17 protein-coding genes are annotated in these 21,180 nt (G+C 68.8%); 14 read left to right on the top strand and 3 right to left on the bottom strand.

The genetic code is table 11. The annotated features are described in order from the left end of the window. Positions 1-16: 16 nt before the first annotated feature. The 6 genes from nmoR (at position 17) to opmD (ending at position 8,896) form a co-directional block, all read left to right on the top strand. The gene (gene nmoR / locus ACM0M4_RS03960) at positions 17-871 is read left to right on the top strand and encodes a LysR family transcriptional regulator NmoR (RefSeq protein ID WP_003104733.1); all 855 of its coding nucleotides are present in this window, start codon (positions 17-19) and stop codon (positions 869-871) included. Between the two features lie 79 nt (positions 872-950). Then, positions 951-2,117, top strand: a complete 1,167-nt coding sequence (gene ppgL / locus ACM0M4_RS03955; protein WP_003114725.1) for a gluconolactonase PpgL — start codon at positions 951-953, stop codon at positions 2,115-2,117. A gap of 650 nt (positions 2,118-2,767) precedes the next feature. Then, positions 2,768-3,214, top strand: a complete 447-nt coding sequence (gene mexG / locus ACM0M4_RS03950; RefSeq protein ID WP_003093607.1) for a multidrug efflux RND transporter inhibitory subunit MexG — start codon at positions 2,768-2,770, stop codon at positions 3,212-3,214. 7 nt (positions 3,215-3,221) lie between these two features. Continuing rightward, positions 3,222-4,334 carry a multidrug efflux RND transporter periplasmic adaptor MexH gene (gene mexH, locus ACM0M4_RS03945; protein WP_003104731.1) on the top strand — a complete coding sequence of 371 codons (1,113 nt, stop codon included), beginning with the start codon at positions 3,222-3,224 and terminating at the stop codon, positions 4,332-4,334. Positions 4,335-4,346: 12 nt separating this feature from the next. Next, positions 4,347-7,436 carry a multidrug efflux RND transporter permease MexI gene (gene mexI, locus ACM0M4_RS03940; RefSeq protein ID WP_003114727.1) on the top strand — a complete coding sequence of 1,030 codons (3,090 nt, stop codon included), beginning with the start codon at positions 4,347-4,349 and terminating at the stop codon, positions 7,434-7,436. Beyond that, positions 7,433-8,896: a multidrug efflux transporter outer membrane subunit OpmD gene (gene opmD / locus ACM0M4_RS03935; protein ID WP_003104727.1), complete on the top strand. Its 1,464-nt coding sequence runs from the start codon at positions 7,433-7,435 to the stop codon at positions 8,894-8,896. Before mexI ends, opmD begins: the two co-directional genes overlap by 4 nt. Before the next feature lie 10 nt (positions 8,897-8,906). On the opposite strand, the gene phzM (ACM0M4_RS03930) is transcribed toward opmD, so the two are convergent. After that, positions 8,907-9,911 carry a phenazine-1-carboxylate N-methyltransferase PhzM gene (phzM, locus tag ACM0M4_RS03930; RefSeq protein ID WP_034081757.1) on the bottom strand — a complete coding sequence of 335 codons (1,005 nt, stop codon included), beginning with the start codon at positions 9,909-9,911 and terminating at the stop codon, positions 8,907-8,909. A gap of 696 nt (positions 9,912-10,607) precedes the next feature. On the opposite strand from phzM (ACM0M4_RS03930), the gene phzA reads away from it, so the two are divergent. The 8 genes from phzA (at position 10,608) to phzM (ACM0M4_RS03890) (ending at position 18,333) form a co-directional block, all read left to right on the top strand. Next, the gene (gene phzA, locus ACM0M4_RS03925; protein WP_003114729.1) at positions 10,608-11,096 is read left to right on the top strand and encodes a phenazine biosynthesis protein PhzA; all 489 of its coding nucleotides are present in this window, start codon (positions 10,608-10,610) and stop codon (positions 11,094-11,096) included. A 29-nt stretch (positions 11,097-11,125) separates the two neighbouring features. Further along, positions 11,126-11,614 carry a phenazine biosynthesis protein PhzB gene (phzB, locus tag ACM0M4_RS03920; RefSeq protein ID WP_003123955.1) on the top strand — a complete coding sequence of 163 codons (489 nt, stop codon included), beginning with the start codon at positions 11,126-11,128 and terminating at the stop codon, positions 11,612-11,614. 35 nt (positions 11,615-11,649) lie between these two features. Then, positions 11,650-12,867 carry a phenazine biosynthesis protein PhzC gene (phzC, locus tag ACM0M4_RS03915; RefSeq protein WP_003093621.1) on the top strand — a complete coding sequence of 406 codons (1,218 nt, stop codon included), beginning with the start codon at positions 11,650-11,652 and terminating at the stop codon, positions 12,865-12,867. After that, on the top strand, positions 12,864-13,487 hold the full coding sequence (gene phzD, locus ACM0M4_RS03910) for a phenazine biosynthesis protein PhzD (protein ID WP_031670797.1): 624 nt from the start codon (positions 12,864-12,866) through the stop codon (positions 13,485-13,487). Before phzC ends, phzD begins: the two co-directional genes overlap by 4 nt. Next, entirely contained in the window at positions 13,484-15,367 is a 1,884-nt protein-coding gene (gene phzE, locus ACM0M4_RS03905) for a phenazine biosynthesis protein PhzE (protein ID WP_003118954.1), read from the top strand. The genes phzD and phzE overlap by 4 nt, the downstream gene beginning before the upstream one ends. 13 nt (positions 15,368-15,380) lie before the next feature. Further along, complete coding sequence (gene phzF / locus ACM0M4_RS03900) at positions 15,381-16,217, top strand: phenazine biosynthesis protein PhzF (protein WP_003093628.1); 837 nt, start codon at positions 15,381-15,383, stop codon at positions 16,215-16,217. A 25-nt stretch (positions 16,218-16,242) separates the two neighbouring features. After that, positions 16,243-16,887, top strand: coding sequence for a phenazine biosynthesis FMN-dependent oxidase PhzG (phzG, locus tag ACM0M4_RS03895; protein WP_003112073.1), 645 nt, complete (start codon positions 16,243-16,245; stop codon positions 16,885-16,887). 237 nt (positions 16,888-17,124) lie between these two features. After that, on the top strand, positions 17,125-18,333 hold the full coding sequence (gene phzM / locus ACM0M4_RS03890) for a pyocyanin biosynthetic protein PhzM (protein ID WP_003115086.1): 1,209 nt from the start codon (positions 17,125-17,127) through the stop codon (positions 18,331-18,333). A gap of 104 nt (positions 18,334-18,437) precedes the next feature. Here phzM (ACM0M4_RS03890) and ACM0M4_RS03885 read toward each other — a convergent pair whose 3' ends face one another. Then, entirely contained in the window at positions 18,438-19,682 is a 1,245-nt protein-coding gene (locus tag ACM0M4_RS03885) for an MFS transporter (protein ID WP_115288956.1), read from the bottom strand. Next, complete coding sequence (locus tag ACM0M4_RS03880; protein WP_003115084.1) at positions 19,675-21,180, bottom strand: PepSY-associated TM helix domain-containing protein; 1,506 nt, start codon at positions 21,178-21,180, stop codon at positions 19,675-19,677. The genes ACM0M4_RS03885 and ACM0M4_RS03880 overlap by 8 nt, the downstream gene beginning before the upstream one ends.

The raw sequence follows: 21,180 nt of genomic DNA, 5'->3' as shown, positions 1-21,180 counted from the left end.
ATAAAGAGATATATCGATGGACCTTTCCTCCCTCGAAATCTTCCGCGCGGTCGCCCACGAGGCCAGCGTCACCCGCGCCGCTCAGCAGTTGCAGCGAGCGCAGTCGAACGTCACCACGCGGATCCGCCAGCTCGAGGAGGACCTGGGCGTCGAACTGTTCCTGCGCGACGGCAAGCGCATGAGCCTGACCGAACGCGGCAGCGAATTCCTCGCCTACGCCGAGCAGTTGCTGGCTCTCGCCGACGAGGCGCGTCAGTCGATGCATCCCGCCGAGCCCGGCGGGCGCCTGCGCCTGGGCAGCATGGAAAGCACCGCGGCCAGCCGCCTGCCGGCGCTGCTGGCGAGCTATCACAAGGCCTGTCCGCGGGTCGCCCTGGAAGTCTCCACCGGCACCAGTCGCGCGTTGTTCGATGGGGTGCGGGCGCGGCGCCTGGACTGCGCGCTGGTGGCCGCCGGCCCGGGCTGGGCCGGCGAACTCGATGGCAGCGGCCTGCGCGGCGAGCCGCTGTTCCGCGAGGAACTGCTGATGATCCTGCCGGCCGAACACCCGCCGGTCCACGACGTCGCCGAGGTGCGCCTGCGCACCCTGGCCGGCTTCGCCCGTGGCTGCACCTACCGGCAACTGGCCGAGGACAGCCTGGGCACGCCGCTGACGGTGCAGGAAGTCGGCTCCTACCATGCGATCCTCGCCTGCGTCGCCGCCGGCGCCTGTGTCGGCGTGCTGCCGCGCTCGGTGCTGCAACTGCTCGGCACGCCGCCGCTGCGCAGCCTGCCCCTTGCCGAAGTAGACACCTGGCTGGTCTGGCGCGAAGGCTACGCGACCGCCGCCTTCGAACGCTGGCGCGGCGTGCTGGGCCAGGCCGGCGACTGAGCGGCCAGGGGCGAACCCAACGGCCTGGCTCCGGTCCAACCCCGAGCCATCAGAACAATAGCGAGCCAAGGAGTTGCCCATGAGAAGACTGCCCACCCTCTGCCTGCTGGCCCTCGCGCCGCTCACCGGCGTGGCGCCCCAGGCCCAGGCCGCCAGCCTCTACAACCTGCTGGTGGGGACCTATACCGAAGGCTCCAGCGAAGGCATCCAGGTCTACCGCTTCGACGGCGCCGACGGCTCGGTGAAAGGCCCGCTGCGCGTGGCCCATACCAGCAACCCCTCGTACCTGACCTTCGCCCCGGACCAACGCACTCTGTTCGTGGTCAACGAGAACGGACGGGGCGGCAAGGGCGATACCGTCGGTCGCGCCACGTCCTACCGTTTCGATCCGATCAGCGGCCGCCTGCAACAGATCAGCCAGGTCCAGACCCTCGCCGATCATCCGACCTACAGCAGCCTCAGCCACGACGGCCGCTACCTGTTCGTCGCCAACTACTCGGTACAGCCGGAAGGCTCGGTGGCGGTACTGCCGGTGCGCGCGGACGGCTCGCTGGCGCCGGTGGTGCAGGTGGAGTCGCACCAGGCCAGCAAGGTGCATCCGCGCCAGGTTTCCGGTCATGTGCACTCGGTGGTGTCCTCGCCCGACGGCCAGTACCTGTTCGCCCCCGACCTCGGCGCCGACAAGGTATTCGTCTACCGCTACGCCCCGGAACAGGCCGAACGTCCGCTGCAGGCGGCCGATCCGGCATTCGTCCCGACCCCGCCCGGCAGCGGCCCGCGCCATCTGATCTTCAGCGCCGACGGGCGTTTCGCCTACCTGACCCTGGAACTGAGCGGCCAGGTGATGGTGTTCGCCCATGAGGGCAATGGCCGCCTGCGCCAGTTGCAGACCCACGACCTGGCGCCTGCCGGCTTCCAGGGCAAAGTCGGCGCCGGCGCCCTGCACCTGTCCGCCGACGGCCGCTTCCTCGGCGTGCTCAATCGCGGCGACGACAACCAACTGGTGACCTTCGCCGTCGACCCGGCCAGCGGCCAGTTGCGTTTCGTCGAACGGCGCTCGGTGGAAGGCACCGAGCCGCGCGAATTCGCCTTCTCGCCCGGCGGGCGCTTCGTCCTCGTGGCCAACCAGAACAGCGACCAGTTGCGGGTGTTCGCCCGCGATCCGCAGAGCGGCCAGGTGGGCAAGACGCTGCAAAGCGTCGAGGTGGGGTCGCCGAGCGATCTGCGCTTCGTGGCGGTGCCGTGACCTTGCGCTCGGCCATCCGCCGATATGCCGCTGGGCCGGCGGATCGGCGCTAAGCGGTCATCCGCACCACGGAGCCAGACCCGAAGCCCGCCCTGGCTCCAAGGCCCACAGGCATGGAGCTTCCGCCCACATACGGCAAGTCCTGTAGGGCGAATAACGCCAGGGGCGTTATCCGCCGCTGTCCCGGAGAACCGGCGGATAACCGCAAGCGGTTATTCGCCCTACGGAACCAGGATCCGCCACGTAGAGGTTTGTCATGCTTGCCCTCCAGACGATGGGGGAGCTAACTCGCCCCGGCAGGAGGTCGAATCGTCGCGCAGCGGGTCGAGCGACAGTGATGCCGCGAAGGCGTCTCGCTCCAGGGGGAACCGTCGCGACGGGTTGCCCGCAAGCTACACCCAGCCCCTCCCCCAATAGTCCCCGCGACCAATCGTCAGCCCCTCATCCCACCGTCCCGCGACACCAACGAATCCACCTTAAACCCACGCCCAGCAAGGCCTATAGCGCTAATCACAGACGCCCTTGACCTCAACTTAACTTGAGGTTTTATAGTCCCCGCTGCGGTCATACCGCCCCGTTTCCCCAGGACCACGAACCGCCCCCACGGCCGCTTCGCGGCGCCGGATGGCGACCAGCACAAGGAACGACCCATGCAGCGCTTCATCGATAACTCGCTCGAAAGCAACTGGCTCTGGCTGACCGCCCGGATCTGCCTGGCCCTGATGTTCGTCGCCTCGGGACTGGCGAAGCTGTTCGACTATCAGGCCAGCCTGGAGGAAATGCGCGCCGCCGGCCTGGAGCCGGCCTGGCTGTTCAACATCGCCACCGCCGTGACCCTGCTGGCCGGCTCCGCGCTGGTCCTGCTGGACCGCAAGCTATGGCTCGGCGCCGGGGCGCTGGCGGTGTTCCTGCTGCTGACCATCCTCATCGTCCACACCTTCTGGAGCAAGACCGGCGTCGAAGCCAAGCTGGCGATGTTCTTCGCCCTCGAACACATCGCGGTGATCGGCGGCCTGATCGCCACGGCCATCGCCAGCGCGCAACGTCAGCGGCTGCGCCAGGACGTCTCCGTGGCCGCCACCTACCAGAAGGCCTGAGGCGATCATGCAGAAACCCGTCCTGATCGCCAGTGCCGCGCTCATCTGCGCGGCGGTTATCGGCATCGCCGTCTACGCCACCGGCTCGGCGAAGAAAGACGCCGGCGGTTTCGCCGGCTACCCGCCGGTGAAGGTCGCCCTCGCCTCGGTGGAGCGGCGGGTGGTGCCGCGCGTCTTCGATGGCGTCGGCGAGCTGGAGGCCGGTCGCCAGGTCCAGGTGGCCGCCGAAGCGGCAGGACGGATCACCCGCATCGCCTTCGAATCGGGCCAGCAGGTGCAGCAAGGGCAGTTGCTGGTGCAACTCAACGACGCGGTGGAACAGGCCGAGCTGATCCGTCTCAAGGCGCAGTTGCGCAATGCCGAGATCCTCCATGCCCGTGCGCGCAAGCTGGTAGAGCGCAACGTCGCCTCGCAGGAACAGCTGGACAACGCCGTCGCCGCCCGCGACATGGCGCTCGGCGCGGTGCGCCAGACCCAGGCGCTGATCGACCAGAAGGCGATCCGCGCGCCCTTCTCCGGCCAGCTCGGCATCCGCCGCGTGCACCTCGGCCAGTACCTCGGCGTCGCCGAGCCGGTGGCCAGCCTGGTGGATGCGCGGACCCTGAAAAGCAATTTCTCCCTGGACGAAAGCACCAGCCCCGAGCTGAAGCTCGGCCAGCCCCTCGAGGTCCTGGTCGACGCCTATCCGGGGCGCAGCTTCCCGGCGCGCATCAGCGCCATCGACCCGCTGATCGGCAAGTCGCGCACGGTGCAGGTCCAGGCCTTGCTGGACAACCCCGAAGGCCTGCTCGCCGCCGGCATGTTCGCCAGCATCCGGGTCTCGCGCAAAGCCGACGCGCCGTCGCTGAGCGTGCCGGAAACCGCGGTCACCTACACCGCCTACGGCGACACCGTGTTCGTCGCCCACCAGGACGGCGACCGGCCGCTCAGCGCCAAGCGCGTCTCGGTGCGGATCGGCGAGCGCTGGGACGGTCGCGTGGAAATCCTCCAGGGCCTCGCCGAGGGCGACCGGGTAGTGACTTCCGGACAGATCAACCTGAGCGACGGGATGGCCGTGGAACCGGTCAAGGAAGACACCCTGAGCAGTGCCGCGCCCCCCGTGCCGGTCGCAGGCCGCTGAAGGAACCCCGCGATGACCTTTACCGACCTGTTCGTCCGCCGGCCGGTGCTGGCGCTGGTGGTCAGCACGCTGATCCTGCTGCTCGGCCTGTTCTCCCTGGGCAAGCTGCCGATCCGCCAGTACCCGCTGCTGGAAAGCTCGACCATCACCGTCACCACCGAGTACCCCGGCGCCTCCGCCGATCTCATGCAAGGCTTCGTCACCCAGCCGATCGCCCAGGCGGTGTCGTCGGTGGAGGGCATCGACTACCTTTCCTCGACCTCGGTGCAGGGGCGTAGCGTGGTGACCATCCGCATGCTGCTCAACCGCGATTCGACCCAGGCGATGACCGAGACCATGGCCAAGGTCAACTCGGTGCGCTACAAGCTGCCCGAGCGTGCCTACGACTCGGTGATCGAACGCTCTTCCGGCGAGACCACCGCGGTAGCCTACGTCGGCTTTTCCAGCAAGACCCTGCCGATCCCGGCGTTGACCGACTACCTGTCGCGGGTGGTCGAGCCGATGTTCTCTTCCATCGACGGCGTGGCCAAGGTCCAGACCTTTGGCGGCCAGCGCCTGGCCATGCGCCTCTGGCTCGACGCCGACCGCCTCGCCGGGCGCGGCCTGACCGCCTCCGACGTGGCCGAGGCGATCCGCCGCAACAACTACCAGGCGGCGCCGGGGATGGTGAAGGGGCAGTACGTGCTGTCCAACGTGCGGGTCAACACCGACCTGACCAACGTCGACGACTTCCGCGAGATGGTCATCCGCAACGATGGCAACGGCCTGGTGCGCCTGCGCGACGTCGGTACCGTCGAACTGGGCGCCGCGGCCACCGAGACCAGCGCACTGATGGACGGCGACCCGGCGGTGCACCTGGGGTTGTTCCCGACGCCCACCGGCAACCCGCTGGTGATCGTCGACGGCATCCGCAAGCTGCTGCCGGAGATCCAGAAGACCCTGCCGCCGGATGTCCGCGTCGACCTCGCCTACGAGACTTCGCGCTTCATCCAGGCCTCCATCGACGAGGTGGTGCGGACCCTGGTGGAAGCGCTGCTGATCGTGGTGCTGGTGATCTACCTCTGCCTCGGCTCGCTGCGCAGCGTGCTGATCCCGGTGGCGACCATTCCCCTGTCGATGCTCGGCGCCGCCGCGCTGATGCTGGCCTTCGGCTTCAGCGTCAACCTGCTGACCCTGCTGGCGATGGTGCTGGCCATCGGGCTGGTGGTGGACGACGCCATCGTGGTGGTGGAGAACGTCCACCGCCACATCGAGGAAGGCAAGTCGCCGGTGGCGGCGGCACTGATCGGCGCCCGCGAAGTGGCCGGCCCGGTGATCGCCATGACCATCACCCTGGCCGCCGTGTACACCCCCATCGGCCTGATGGGCGGCCTCACCGGCGCGCTGTTCCGCGAGTTCGCCCTGACCCTGGCGGGCGCGGTGATCGTGTCCGGGGTGGTGGCGCTGACCCTGTCGCCGGTGATGAGTTCGCTGCTGCTCCAGGCACACCAGAACGAGGGGCGCATGGGCCGCGCCGCCGAGTGGTTCTTCGGCGGCCTGACGCGGCGCTACGGGCAGGTCCTGGAGTTCTCCCTGGGCCACCGCTGGCTGACCGGCGGCCTGGCATTGCTGGTGTGCATCAGCCTGCCGCTGCTGTATTCAATGCCCAAGCGCGAACTGGCGCCGACCGAGGACCAGGCCGCGGTGCTCACCGCGATCAAGGCGCCGCAGCACGCCAACCTCGACTATGTCGAACTGTTCGCGCGCAAGCTCGACCAGGTCTACACCAGCATCCCGGAAACCGTGAGCACCTGGATCATCAACGGCACCGACGGACCGGCGGCGAGCTTCGGCGGGATCAACCTGGCGGCCTGGGAAAAACGCGAGCGCGACGCCTCGGCGATCCAGTCCGAGCTGCAAGGCAAGGTCGGCGACGTCGAGGGCAGCAGCATCTTCGCCTTCCAGTTGGCCGCCCTGCCCGGCTCCACCGGCGGCCTGCCGGTGCAGATGGTGCTGCGCAGCCCGCAGGACTATCCGGTGCTCTACCGGACCATGGAAGAGATCAAGCAGAAGGCCCGGCAGAGCGGGCTGTTCGTGGTGGTCGACAGCGACCTCGACTACAACAACCCGGTGGTCCAGGTCCGCATCGACCGCGCCAAGGCCAACAGCCTGGGCATCCGCATGCAGGACATCGGCGAGTCGCTGGCGGTGCTGGTGGGCGAGAATTACGTCAACCGCTTCGGCATGGAGGGCCGCTCCTACGACGTGATCCCACAGAGCCTGCGCGACCAGCGTTTCACTCCGCAAGCGCTGGCACGACAGTTCGTGCGCACCCAGGACGGCAACCTGGTGCCGCTGTCGACGGTGGTCCGGGTGGCGCTTCAGGTCGAACCGAACAAGCTGATCCAGTTCGACCAGCAGAACGCCGCGACCCTCCAGGCGATCCCCGCGCCCGGCGTCTCCATGGGCCAGGCGGTGGCCTTCCTCGACGACGTGGCGCGCGGCCTGCCGGCCGGCTTCAGCCACGACTGGCAATCCGACTCGCGGCAATACACCCAGGAAGGCAACACCCTGGTGTTCGCCTTCCTCGCCGCCCTGGTGGTGATCTACCTGGTGCTCGCCGCGCAGTACGAGAGCCTGGCCGACCCGCTGATCATCCTGATCACCGTGCCGCTGTCGATCTGCGGCGCGCTGCTGCCGCTGGCGCTGGGCTACGCGACGATGAACATCTATACGCAGATCGGCCTGGTCACCCTGATCGGCCTGATCAGCAAGCACGGCATCCTCATGGTCGAGTTCGCCAACGAACTGCAACTCCACGAGCGCCTCGACCGCCGCGCGGCGATCCTGCGCGCCGCGCAGATCCGCCTGCGGCCGGTGCTGATGACCACCGCGGCAATGGTCTTCGGCCTGGTGCCGCTGCTCTTCGCCAGCGGCGCCGGCGCCGCCAGCCGCTTCGGCCTGGGCGTGGTGATCGTCTCCGGGATGCTGGTCGGCACCCTCTTCACCCTGTTCGTGCTGCCCACCGTCTATACCCTGCTGGCGCGCAACCACGCGGAAGTCGACAAGAGCCCGCGCAGCCGGCAACTGGCCGAGGCCGATCTGCTGGTGAACAAGGCATGAAGCGCTCCTACCCGAACCTTTCGCGCCTGGCGCTGGCCCTGGCGGTCGGCACCGGCCTGGCCGCCTGCAGCGTCGGCCCCGACTACCAGCGTCCGCAGTCGCCGCCGCCACGCGTCGCCAGCGAGCACCTCGGCGAGTTCTCCGGCGAGCGGCGGGAAGCGCCCTGGTGGAGTTTCTTCGACGATCCGCAACTGGTGCGCCTGGTCGACCAGGCGCTGGCGCGCAACCACGACATCCGCGAGGCCCGCGCCAACCTGCGCAGCGCCCGCGCGCTGTTCGACGACCGCTGGCTCGACCAGTTGCCGCAGGTCACCAGCCAGGCCGGCTACAGCCGCAGCATCGAACAACAGCTGGACTACGACGGCGAGCCGCGCCGGCGCCTGGCGGAGAGCTACCGCGCCGGCTTCGACGCGCAGTGGGAAATCGACCTGTTCGGCCGCCTCGGCCGACTTTCCGACGCCGCCCTGGCCCGCGCCGAAGCGGCCGACGCCGACCTCCGGCTGGTACGCCTGAGCATCGCCGCCGACACCGCCCGCGCCTACTTCGAGATCCAGGGCTACCAGCGCCGGCTGGACGTGGCGCGCGCCCAGGTGCGCAGTTGGCGCGACACCCTGGAGCTGACCCGCAGCAGCCTGCAACTGGGCAGCGGCCTGCCGGAGGACGTGGAGAACGCCCAGGCCAACCTGCTGCGCAGCGAAGCGGCGATTCCGCCACTGACGACCGCGCTGGAGAGCGCCCGCTATCGCCTCGACGTGCTGCGCGGCGAGGCACCCGGCAGCGGCGCGCCGATCCTCGACGGCGGCGCCGCCGCGCCATTGGCGAAGAACCTGCCGCTGGGCGACGTCGACCGCCTGATCCTCCAGCGCCCCGACGTAGTCAGCGCCGAGCGGCAACTGGCAGCGAGCACCGAAGACGTCGGCGCGGCCACCGCCGAACTCTATCCGCGCCTCGACCTGGGCGGCTTCATCGGTTTCTTCGCCCTGCGCAGCGGCGACCTCGGCAGCGCCTCGCGCGCCTTCGAACTGGCGCCCAGCGTCAGTTGGCCGGCGTTCCGCCTGGGCAACGTGCGGGCCCGCCTGCGCGCCGTCGAGGCGCAGTCCGACGCCGCGCTGGCGCGCTACCAGCGCTCCCTGCTGCTGGCCCAGGAGGACGTCGGCAACGCGCTCAACCAACTGGCCGAACACCAGCGTCGGCTGGTCGCCCTGTTCCAGTCCGCGACCCATGGCGCGAACGCCCTGGAGATCGCCAACGAACGCTACCGCGCCGGCGCCGGCAGCTACCTGGCGGTGCTGGAGAACCAGCGCGCGCTGTACCAGATCCGCGAGGAACTGGCGCAGGCGGAGACCGCCTCGTTCGTCAACGTCATCGCGCTCTACAAGGCGCTCGGCTGGGGCAGCGGCGACCTGGCGCCGGGCGCCGGCCAACTGGCCGCCGGCGAAACCGCCGGGGCCAACCGTTGAAAGTTCCGATTCAGGCCCTGGCAGCGACGATCATGCGGGTTTCCATCGGCAGGTCGACGATCCGCTCCACCGCGAAGCCGCCGCGCCCGAGCAGGTCGACCACCTCCTCGGTGGTGCGGTGACGGCCAGCGCAGGCCATGAACAGGTGCACGTCCCAGAGCACCGACATCGGCGACGGCTCGCTGGCCGAGATGGTCCGCTCGATCACCACCACCCGGCCGTCGCCGGCCATCGCCTCGCGGCAATTGCCGAGCAACCTCAGGCTGGCGGCTTCGTCCAGATCGCCGATGATCCGCGACAGCAGGTAGATATCGCCGTTGGACGGCACCTCTTGCAGCATGTCGCCGCCCACCAGGCTGACGCGCTCCCCTGCCAACAGGCTGGAGAGGTTGTCGCGGGCCACGCCGAGGGAACCCTCGCGGTCGAGCATCACGCCCCAGGCGCTGGGCTCGGCCTGCAGGATGGCCTTGGTCAATTCGCCGGAACCGCCACCGACGTCGACGAAGCTACGCCCGCGGAAATCCAGGAGCCTGGGGATCTCGTGGAAGGCCAGGTTGCTCGCCTTCATCGCCAGCAGGAAGCGCCGGCCGGCATCCGGGCAGCGCTTCAGGTAGCTGTAGAAGTCTTCGCCGAACGCCAGCTCGAAGCCTGGGGTACCGCTGAGCAGCGCCTCGCAGGCGGGCGTCCAGGCGGCGTGGAACTCCTCGCCGTAGAACAGCACCATGTCGCGGAAGGAGCCCTCGACATCCCTCAGCAGGTGGCTGGTGGGGGTATTGGCGTAGCCGTCGCGGGTATCGCCCTGGAAGATCTCGAAGGCCACCAGCAGGCGCATCAGTCGATGGATGCGCTCGGCATCGGAACCGACCGCGGCGGCCAGCGTCTCGTCGCTGTCGATCCCGCTCTCGATCAGATCGGCCAGCCCGAGGCGCGTAGCGACGTAGACGCAACGGGACTTCCATTCCCCGGTAACAACTTGTATCAAATTACGCGCAGCAGCAAGATTCGAATTATTCATCTTTTATTCTCTCTCGTTACACATTTCCGTAACCCGAGAAGTACCCAAGCGCTCTATTTCGCACTTCTTGCCCGCTCGGCGAGAAATACCGCAGAACACCCCGGTTCATTCGGAACTTTGAGAAAAAATGCGCTCATCCCCCGGATCAGCGCTCCCTGGATCTCGTTGCGGAAACAACCCTGGAACTTTCCAACTGCCTGTTCCAGAGCCTTTTCCTGCGTACCGAAAGAATAAAATTACAACTTGGCTACAACCTCCGGCATTGCAGGAAGCATCAGCTTAGCAATCCCGCATACCCTGTCTGGCACCTACCAGATCTTGTAGTTGAGCCGGTACGAGCGTTCTGTGTTTTATGCAATCCACATCAGCGACCAGGGATGCTGGCTATTTGAAACACTTCACGGAATGACGCTGAAAGTCTTCGCGACCTCGTCTGTCGCACCTTAACGAAAGCATTGCGAATCCATCACCGACAGGTTTCCAAAAGAAACCCGGGATGAAACTCCTATTGCCTTTCGAAAATTGGAAACGACAGGCGAACATATGTAACGCGAAATTTCACCCTACGTATAAACAATGCGCCCAGCGAATATCGCTCCCTTACCGAGCGACGAACTCCTGCGCGCCAGCGAATAACCGATGCCGCGAGGGAAAAGTTTCTCCGGCATACCTGGAGAGCCCTCTCGGAGGCGGCGCATGAACGGTCAGCGGTACAGGGAAACACCCCTCGACATCGAGCGTCTGCGGCGCCTGAATCGCGCCACGGTGGAGCGCTACATGGCAATGAAGGGGGCCGAACGGTTACAGCGGCACAGCCTGTTCGTCGAGGACGGCTGCGCCGGCAACTGGACCACGGAAAGCGGCGAACCCCTGGTTTTCCGGGGCCATGAGAGCCTCAGGCGGCTCGCCGAGTGGCTCGAGCGCTGCTTCCCCGACTGGGAGTGGCACAACGTGCGGATCTTCGAGACCGAGGATCCGAACCACTTCTGGGTCGAGTGCGACGGGCGCGGCAAGGCGCTGGTCCCGGGGTATCCGCAGGGCTATTGCGAGAACCACTACATCCATTCCTTCGAACTCGAGAACGGCCGGATAAAACGTAATCGCGAGTTCATGAACCCGATACAGAAACTGCGTGCATTGGGAATAGCCGTTCCGCAAATAAAACGTGACGGTATTCCCACTTGAATGACATCTACCGCCAAGGAGCATTGACGATGCCTGATACGACAAATCCAATCGGTTTCACCGATGCCAACGAACTTCGCGAAAAGAATCGCGCCACCGTCGAGAAGTACATGAATACCAAAGGCCAGGATCGCCTGCGCCGCCATGAACTTTTCGTCGAGGACGGCTGTGGCGGTTTATGGACCACCGATACCGGCTCGCCCATCGTCATTCGTGGCAAAGACAAACTTGCGGAACATGCCGTCTGGTCATTGAAGTGCTTTCCCGATTGGGAGTGGTACAACATAAATATATTCGGAACCGACGACCCCAATCATTTCTGGGTCGAATGCGACGGTCACGGCAAGATTCTTTTCCCCGGATATCCCGAAGGTTATTACGAAAACCACTTCCTGCATTCCTTCGAACTTGAAGACGGCAAGATCAAGCGCAACCGCGAATTCATGAACGTCTTCCAGCAATTGCGCGCCTTGAGCATTCCGGTCCCGGAAATAAAACGCGAAGGCATTCCCACTTGATCGAAACGATATCTCCTGCCGAAGGGGGACCCACCATGGACGATCTATTGCAACGCGTACGGCGCTGCGAAGCGCTGCAGCAACCCGAATGGGGCGATCCGTCGCGCCTGCGCGACGTGCAGGCGTACCTGCGCGGCAGTCCGGCGCTGATCCGCGCCGGCGACATCCTGGCCCTGCGCGCGACCCTGGCGCGGGTCGCCCGCGGCGAGGCGCTGGTGGTGCAGTGCGGCGACTGCGCCGAGGACATGGACGACCACCATGCCGAGAACGTGGCGCGCAAGGCCGCCGTGCTGGAACTGCTGGCCGGCGCCCTGCGCCTGGCCGGCCGGCGGCCGGTGATCCGCGTCGGGCGCATCGCCGGGCAGTACGCCAAGCCGCGTTCCAAGCCGCACGAGCAGGTCGGCGAGCAGACCCTGCCGGTCTATCGCGGCGACATGGTCAACGGCCGCGAGGCCCATGCCGAGCAGCGCCGGGCCGATCCGCAGCGGATCCTCAAGGGCTATGCGGCGGCGCGCAACATCATGCGCCACCTGGGCTGGGACGCCGCGTCCGGGCAGGAGGCGAATGCCTCGCCGGTCTGGACCAGCCACGAGATGCTGCTGCTCGACTACGAGCTGTCGATGCTGCGCGAGGACGAGCAGCGCCGGGTCTACCTCGGTTCGACCCACTGGCCGTGGATCGGCGAGCGCACCCGCCAGGTCGACGGCGCCCATGTGGCGCTGCTGGCCGAGGTGCTCAACCCGGTGGCCTGCAAGGTCGGCCCGGAGATCGGCCGCGACCAGTTGCTGGCGCTCTGCGAGCGCCTCGACCCGCGCCGCGAGCCGGGGCGCCTGACGCTGATCGCGCGGATGGGCGCGCAGAAGGTCGGCGAGCGCCTGCCGCCGCTGGTGGAGGCGGTGCGCGCGGCCGGGCACCCGGTGATCTGGCTGAGCGACCCGATGCACGGCAACACCATCGTCGCGCCCTGCGGCAACAAGACCCGCCTGGTGCGCAGCATCGCCGAGGAGGTGGCGGCGTTCCGCCTGGCGGTGTCCGGCTCCGGCGGCGTGGCCGCCGGGCTGCACCTGGAAACCACCCCGGACGACGTCACCGAGTGCGTCGCCGATTCCAGCGGCCTGCACCAGGTCAGCCGGCACTACACCAGCCTCTGCGATCCGCGGCTGAACCCCTGGCAGGCGCTCAGCGCGGTGATGGCCTGGTCCGGCGCAGAAGCGATCCCGAGCGCAACCTTCCCCCTGGAGACCGTGGCATGAGCGGCATTCCCGAAATCACCGCCTATCCCTTGCCGACTGCTCAGCAGTTGCCGGCCAACCTGGCGCGCTGGAGCCTGGAGCCGCGGCGCGCGGTGCTGCTGGTGCACGACATGCAGCGCTACTTCCTGCGCCCGCTGCCCGAGAGCCTGCGCGCCGGACTGGTGGCCAACGCCGCGCGGCTGCGCCGCTGGTGCCTCGAGCAGGGCGTGCAGATCGCCTACACCGCCCAGCCGGGCAGCATGACCGAGGAGCAGCGCGGCCTGCTCAAGGACTTCTGGGGGCCGGGCATGCGCGCCAGTCCGGCCGACCGCGAGGTGGTCGAGGAGCTGGCGCCGGGGCCGGACGACTGGCTGCTGACCAAGTGGCGCTACAGCGCCTTCTTCCACTCCGACCTGCTCCAGCGGATGCGCGCCGCCGGCCGCGACCAGTTGGTGCTGTGCGGCGTATACGCCCACGTCGGGGTGCTGATCTCCACGGTCGACGCCTACTCCAACGACATCCAGCCGTTCCTGGTGGCCGACGCCATCGCCGACTTCAGCGAGGCGCACCACCGCATGGCCCTGGAATACGCCGCCAGCCGCTGCGCGATGGTGGTCACCACCGACGAGGTGCTGGAATGAACGCCCTGCCCACATCGCTGTTGCAGCGCCTGCTCGAACGGCCGGCGCCGTTCGCCTTGCTCTACCGCCCGGAAAGCAATGGCCCGGGCCTGCTCGACGTGATCCGCGGCGAGGCGCTCGAACTGCACGGCCTGGCCGACCTGCCGCTGGACGAGCCCGGCCCGGGCCTGCCGCGCCATGACCTGCTGGCGCTGATTCCCTACCGGCAGATCGCCGAGCGCGGCTTCGAGGCGCTCGACGACGGCACGCCGCTGCTGGCGCTGAAGGTCCTGGAGCAGGAGCTGCTGCCGCTGGAGCAGGCCCTGGCGCTGCTGCCGAACCAGGCGCTGGAACTGAGCGAGGAAGGTTTCGACCTCGACGACGAGGCCTACGCCGAAGTGGTCGGGCGGGTCATCGCCGACGAGATCGGTCGCGGCGAAGGCGCCAACTTCGTGATCAAGCGGCGCTTCCAGGCGCGCATCGACGGCTACGCCACGGCCAGCGCGCTGAGCTTCTTCCGCCAGTTGCTGCTGCGCGAGAAGGGCGCCTACTGGACCTTCATCGTCCACACCGGCGAACGCACCCTGGTCGGCGCCTCGCCCGAGCGACACATCAGCGTGCGCGACGGCCTGGCGGTGATGAACCCGATCAGCGGCACCTACCGCTACCCGCCGGCCGGGCCGAACCTGGCCGAGGTCATGGAATTCCTCGACAACCGCAAGGAAGCCGACGAGCTGTACATGGTGGTGGACGAGGAGCTGAAGATGATGGCGCGGATCTGCGAGGACGGCGGCCGGGTGCTCGGTCCCTACCTCAAGGAGATGGCGCACCTGGCGCACACCGAGTACTTCATCGAGGGCCAGACCAGCCGCGACGTGCGCGAGGTGCTGCGCGAGACGCTGTTCGCCCCGACCGTCACCGGCAGCCCGCTGGAAAGCGCCTGCCGGGTGATCCGCCGCTACGAGCCGCAGGGTCGCGGCTACTACAGCGGGGTGGCGGCGCTGATCGGCGGTGACGGCCAGGGCGGGCGCACGCTGGACTCGGCGATCCTGATCCGCACCGCCGAGATCGAGGGCGACGGCCGCCTGCGCATCGGCGTCGGCTCGACCATCGTGCGTCACTCCGATCCCCTGGGCGAGGCGGCGGAAAGCCGGGCCAAGGCTTCCGGGCTGATCGCCGCGCTGAAGAGCCAGGCGCCGCAGCGCCTGGGCTCGCACCCGCACGTGGTGGCGGCGCTGGCCAGCCGCAACGCGCCGATCGCCGACTTCTGGCTGCGCGGCGCCAGCGAGCGCCAGCAGTTGCAGGCCGACCTGTCCGGACGCGAGGTGCTGATCGTCGATGCCGAGGACACCTTCACCTCGATGATCGCCAAGCAGCTCAAGTCGCTGGGCCTGACGGTGACCGTGCGCGGCTTCCAGGAGCCGTACTCGTTCGACGGCTACGACCTGGTGATCATGGGCCCCGGCCCGGGCAACCCCACCGAGATCGGCCAGCCGAAGATCGGCCACCTGCACCTGGCCATCCGTTCGCTGCTCAGCGAGCGCCGGCCGTTCCTCGCCGTGTGCCTGAGCCACCAGGTGCTGAGCCTGTGCCTGGGCCTGGACCTGCAACGCCGGCAGGAGCCCAACCAGGGCGTGCAGAAACAGATCGACCTGTTCGGCGCCGCCGAGCGCGTCGGCTTCTACAACACCTTCGCCGCGCGCGCCCTGCAGGACCGCATCGAGATTCCCGAGGTCGGCCCGATCGAGATCAGCCGCGACCGCGAGACCGGCGAGGTCCATGCCCTGCGCGGGCCGCGCTTCGCCTCCATGCAATTCCACCCCGAATCGGTGCTGACCCGCGAGGGTCCGCGCATCATCGCCGACCTGCTGCGCCACGCGCTGGTCGAGCGGCGGCCCTGAGCCAGGAGAACCCATGCACAGATATGTCGTGATAGACGCCTTCGCCAGCGAACCGCTGCAAGGCAACCCGGTGGCGGTGTTCTTCGACTGCGACGACCTCAGCGGCGAGCGCATGCAGCGCATGGCGCGGGAGATGAACCTGTCGGAGAGCACCTTCGTGCTCCGCCCGCAACAGGACGGCGACGCGCGCATCCGCATCTTCACCCCGGTCAACGAACTGCCGTTCGCCGGCCACCCGCTGCTGGGCACCGCCATCGCCCTGGGCGCCGAGACCGACAAGGACAGGCTGTTCCTGGAGACCAGGATGGGCACCGTGCCCTTCGCCCTGGAGCGCCAGGACGGCAAGGTGGTGGCCTGCAGCATGCAGCAGCCGATCCCCACCTGGGAGCACTTCAGCCGCCCGGCCGAGCTTCTCGCCGCCCTCGGCCTGAAGGGCTCGACCTTTCCCATCGAGGTCTACCGCAACGGCCCGCGCCACGTGTTCGTCGGCCTGGAGAGCGTCGCCGCGCTGTCCGCGCTGCACCCCGACCACCGCGCGCTGTGCGACTTCCCGGACCTGGCGGTGAACTGCTTCGCCGGCGCCGGGCGGCACTGGCGCAGCCGCATGTTCTCGCCGGCCTACGGCGTGGTCGAGGACGCCGCCACCGGTTCCGCCGCCGGGCCGCTGGCGATCCACCTGGCGCGCCACCGGCAGATTCCCTACGGGCAGCAGATCGAGATCCTCCAGGGCGTCGAGATCGGCCGGCCGTCGCGCATGTACGCCCGCGCCGAGGGCGCCGGCGAGCGGGTCTCGGCGGTGGAAGTGTCGGGCAACGGCGCGGCCTTCGCCGAAGGCCGCGCCTACCTGTGAACGGGCAGAACGGAGGAACGCCGTGATGGGCGTCAACGCGAACATTTCCGAGTCCCTCACCGGGACCATCGAAGCCCCTTTCCCGGAGTTCGAGGCGCCGCCGGCGAACCCCATGGAGGTGCTGCGCAACTGGCTGGAACGCGCCCGCCGCTATGGCGTGCGCGAGCCGCGGGCACTGGCCCTGGCCACGGTCGACGGGCAGGGCCGGCCGTCGACGCGGATCGTGGTGATCGCCGAGTTGGGCGAGCGCGGGGTGGTGTTCGCCACCCACGCCGATAGCCAGAAGGGCCGCGAACTGGCGCAGAACCCCTGGGCCTCGGGGGTGCTGTACTGGCGCGAGAGCAGCCAGCAGATCATCCTCAACGGCCGCGCCGAACGCCTGCCCGACGAGCGCGCCGACGCCCAGTGGCTGAGCCGCCCGTACCAGACCCACCCGATGTCGATCGCCTCGCGGCAGAGCGAAACCCTCGCCGACATCCACGCCCTGCGCGCCGAAGCCCGGCGCCTGGCGGAAACCGACGGCCCGCTGCCGCGCCCGCCGGGCTACTGCCTGTTCGAACTGTGCCTGGAGTCGGTGGAGTTCTGGGGCAACGGCACCGAGCGGCTGCACGAGCGCCTGCGCTACGACCGCGACGAAGGAGGCTGGAAGCACCGCTACCTGCAACCGTGACGACACCGCTGCGCCGGCGTTTCATGGCGGATAACCGCAAGCGGTTATTCGCCCTACGCGGCCTCGGAGCCCATCTAACCGCACGCGGTCATGCGTACCGCGGCCTCGGAGCCGGTTCGTAGGGCGAATGACGCCACCGGCGTTATCCGCCGCTGCGCCGACGTTTCATCGCGGTAAACGGTCATCCATCCCAGCCGAACCCCCATCGATTCGAACACTCGAGAAAAGGAAGCACCCATGAGCGAACCCATCGATATCCTCATCGCCGGCGCCGGCATCGGCGGCCTCAGTTGCGCCCTGGCCCTGCACCAGGCCGGCATCGGCAAGGTCACGCTGCTGGAAAGCAGCAGCGAGATACGCCCCCTTGGCGTCGGCATCAATATCCAGCCGGCGGCGGTCGAGGCCCTTGCCGAACTGGGCCTCGGCCCGGCGCTGGCGGCCACCGCCATCCCCACCCACGAGCTGCGCTACATCGACCAGAGCGGCGCCACGGTATGGTCCGAGCCGCGCGGGGTGGAAGCCGGCAACGCCTATCCGCAGTACTCGATCCATCGCGGCGAACTGCAGATGATCCTGCTCGCCGCGGTGCGCGAGCGCCTCGGCCAACAGGCGGTACGCACCGGTCTCGGCGTGGAGCGTATCGAGGAGCGCGACGGCCGCGTGCTGATCGGCGCCCGCGACGGACACGGCAAGCCCCAGGCGCTCGGTGCCGATGTGCTGGTCGGCGCCGACGGTATCCATTCGGCGGTCCGCGCGCACCTGCATCCCGACCAGAGGCCGCTGTCCCACGGTGGGATCACCATGTGGCGCGGCGTCACCGAGTTCGACCGCTTCCTCGACGGCAAGACCATGATCGTCGCCAACGACGAGCACTGGTCGCGCCTGGTCGCCTATCCGATCTCGGCGCGTCACGCGGCCGAAGGCAAGTCGCTGGTGAACTGGGTGTGCATGGTGCCGAGCGCCGCCGTCGGCCAGCTCGACAACGAGGCCGACTGGAACCGCGACGGGCGCCTGGAGGACGTGCTGCCGTTCTTCGCCGACTGGGACCTGGGCTGGTTCGACATCCGCGACCTGCTGACCCGCAACCAGTTGATCCTGCAGTACCCGATGGTAGACCGCGATCCGCTGCCGCACTGGGGCCGGGGACGCATCACCCTGCTCGGCGACGCCGCCCACCTGATGTATCCGATGGGCGCCAACGGCGCTTCGCAAGCAATCCTCGACGGCATCGAGCTGGCCGCCGCGCTGGCGCGCAACGCCGACGTGGCCGCAGCCCTGCGCGAATACGAAGAAGCGCGGCGGCCGACCGCCAACAAGATCATCCTGGCCAACCGAGAACGGGAAAAAGAGGAATGGGCCGCGGCTTCGCGACCGAAGACCGAGAAGAGCGCGGCGCTGGAAGCGATCACCGGCAGCTACCGCAACCAGGTGGAACGGCCACGCTAGCAACACCGGGCAGGCCACCGCGCCTGCCCTCTCCCGCCTCTCCCGTCCGCGGGAGAGGCGGCATCCGTGCGGGTGCCGGGCGCTGCGCGCCTATCGGCAGCGCCTCAGGCCTCTTCCGCCCGCCCCTTCCACTCCCCGCGCCCCTCGCCGGCCTGCAGGCGCAGGGCGAGCAGCAGGGCCAGCACCGCCAGGGCGCTGCCGGTGAGGAAACCGCCGGCATAGCCGATCTGCGCGGTGAGGCTGACCAGGAACGAAGACGCCAGCATCTCGCCGAGGTCTCGGGTGCTCTGCACCGCGGTGACATCGGTGCCGGCCTGGTCGCCCTGGCCGGCGAAGCGCATCGCCGCGGTGAGGATCGCCACCGAGGTGATGCCGGTAGCCAGCGAGCCGATCAGCACGCAGGTCCACGCCAATCCTTCGCTCAGTGCCAACCAGCGACCGGCCTGCAGATACCAGAGCAGCGCCGAACAACCGGCGAGCACCACGCCAAGGGCGAAACCGCGCCACAGGCCGATCCGCCTGACCAGCCAGGCGCCGCCGCCGCAGCCGAGGAATACCGTGACCAGGCCACCGCTCATGCCCAGCCGGCCGATGTCCTGCAAGGCCCAGCCGGCATCGCTGAGGTACAGCTTGGACAGGCCGAAGCCGGATACCGCGGTCATCGCCGACAGCAGCGCCAGCGCCAGCAGCGAAGGCGCCAGCGGCCGACGCAGGAAGCGCAGCAGGCTGGCCTTGGCGGCCGGTGCCGGGGGGAGTTCGTGGGGGTCGCCGCGCCCCAGGGCGAGCACGCAGCACAGGCTTGCCAGCGGCACGCAGGCCATGACCAGGAACGCCGTGCGCTGGCCGAAATGCCCGGCGAGGATCAGGCTGCCGGCGCCGCCGCCGAAGAAGCCGATCATCACCCCGGCGATCTGTACCGCGTTGACCTTGGCCAGCAGCTCGCCGCTGAAGTGCTCCGCCGCCATGCCGTCGGTGGCGATGTCCTGGGTCGCGCTGGCCAGCGAAGCCAGCGCCAGCAGGCCGACCGCCCAACCGGCACTGGCCACGCCGAGGCCGAGCGTCGCCAGGCCGAGCAGGCAGGCGAGGACCATGCATTGCATCGGCAGGATCCAGCTACGCCGCCGGCCGAGACGGCGCGACCAGTGATTGTCGACCCAGGGTGCCCAGAGGAACTTGACCACCCAGGGCAGCCCCACCAGGGGCAGGAAGGCCAGCGCCTGCAATGGCGCGCCATCCTGGCGCAGGAGGGTGGGCAGGGCGTCCATGGCCAGGCCGATGGGAATGCCCTGGGACAGGTAGAGCAACGCCAGGGTGATGACCAGGCGGCGGTGGCGGTACAGCTCAAGCATGGTGGTCTCCGGTGACACGGGGGTGGGCGGGTGGCGCGGCGGCGCGCGCCTGCATCCAGGCGTGCCGGATGAGCAGCGCGCCGCAGAGGATCAGGGTGAGGTCGGGGCCCAGGGCCGGCAGCCGGCCGCGCATGAGCCAGGGCGCCAGGTGCGCGACGGCGGCCGCCAGGCAGGCCAGCCCGGCGACGCCGAGCAATCCGCGCGCCAGCGGCCAGTCGCCCGGCAGCAGCAACGCCGCCAGGCCAGCGGCGGCCCACAGGACAAGGAACAGCCGCCCCGGCCAGGGTCCGGCGAGTAGCTCCGAGGGGGCGAGTTGCAGCCCCAGCAGGAGCAACGCGGCCGCCGCCACCAGGCCGGCACAGAAACCCTGGCTCAGGCGCTGCAAGAGCCGTACGCGGGCGTCCGGCGCCGAGGCGCGTCGTTGCAGCCACAGGTACAGGCCGCTGGCGCAGAGCAGGCAGGCGCCGAGGCCCATCGCCAGGTGCAGGCCGCGCAACGCGGCGGACCAGCCCGGCCCGAGCCACTGGTACTGGGCGAAATGCAACGGCTGCACGGCGATGAAGGCGCGCAGCCAGAAACCGCGCTGCGCCGAGCTGCGCTCGCCGAGCAGGGTGCCGTCGGCCAGCCGATAGCGGTGCCGCTCGAAGTTCGCGGTGCTCGGCAGGCCACGCCGGATACCGGCGATCTCCACGCTGCCGGCGACATCCCCGGCATGACTGAGGCTCAAACGCTGGGCGACGAAGCCGGGCGCCCGCACGGCATCGCCGGCAAGCAGGCGGTCGAGATCGATGCGGGACGCCAATGGCCGCCCCTCGGCGGCGGGCGGCGGCGGTCCCATCAACTCGACGAACACCCGGTTCGGTTCCTGCGGGTAGGCCACCGGCGCCAGCAGCAGGGTCCCGAGAGCGCCCAGCCCGCTGAGCGCGCCGGTGAAACCGAACAACAGCAGCCAGGGCAGTCCCCAGATGCCGATCAGGCCATGCAGGTCGAACAGCGCCAGGCGCAGCCCGCGATCCCGCCGCCAACGCCGCAGGTCGCGCCAGCGGCGGCTGTGCAGCAGCACGCCGGCCAGGCACAGCAGCAACAGCGATACGCCGAACAGGCTGACCAGCACCCGCCCGGGGAAGCCGACGAACAGGCTCTTGTGCAGGTTCAGCAGGAGGTCCAGCGCCGGCATCGGTGGCAGCACCCGGCCGCTGGCCGGGTCGAGGTCCAGCCGGCAGTCCAGGCGCGCATCGCAGACGCTGAAGGCGGCATGGCCGGGAGCGGGCAGCAGCAGGGTCGCATCGCGGATGTCGACGCCTTCCTCGCCCGCCCGTTCGAGCAGGCGCTCCAGCGCAAGGGCTTCTCCTCCCGCCTGCGCCGGGGCCCGCAGCCACTCGCGCAGGTCGTCGTGGCCAAGACTCCAGGCGCCACTGAACAGCACCACGAACAGCAACACGCCGAACAGCGCGCCGGCGCCACCGTGCAGCGAGAGCAGGAGAGGACGCGCCGCCAC

The organism is Pseudomonas sp. 18-147, from assembly GCF_051048045.1.
In the GTDB taxonomy this organism is placed as follows: domain Bacteria; phylum Pseudomonadota; class Gammaproteobacteria; order Pseudomonadales; family Pseudomonadaceae; genus Pseudomonas; species Pseudomonas aeruginosa.
Note: the sequence above shows the minus strand (reverse complement) of the source record. Positions and strands in the feature narration are given on the sequence as shown.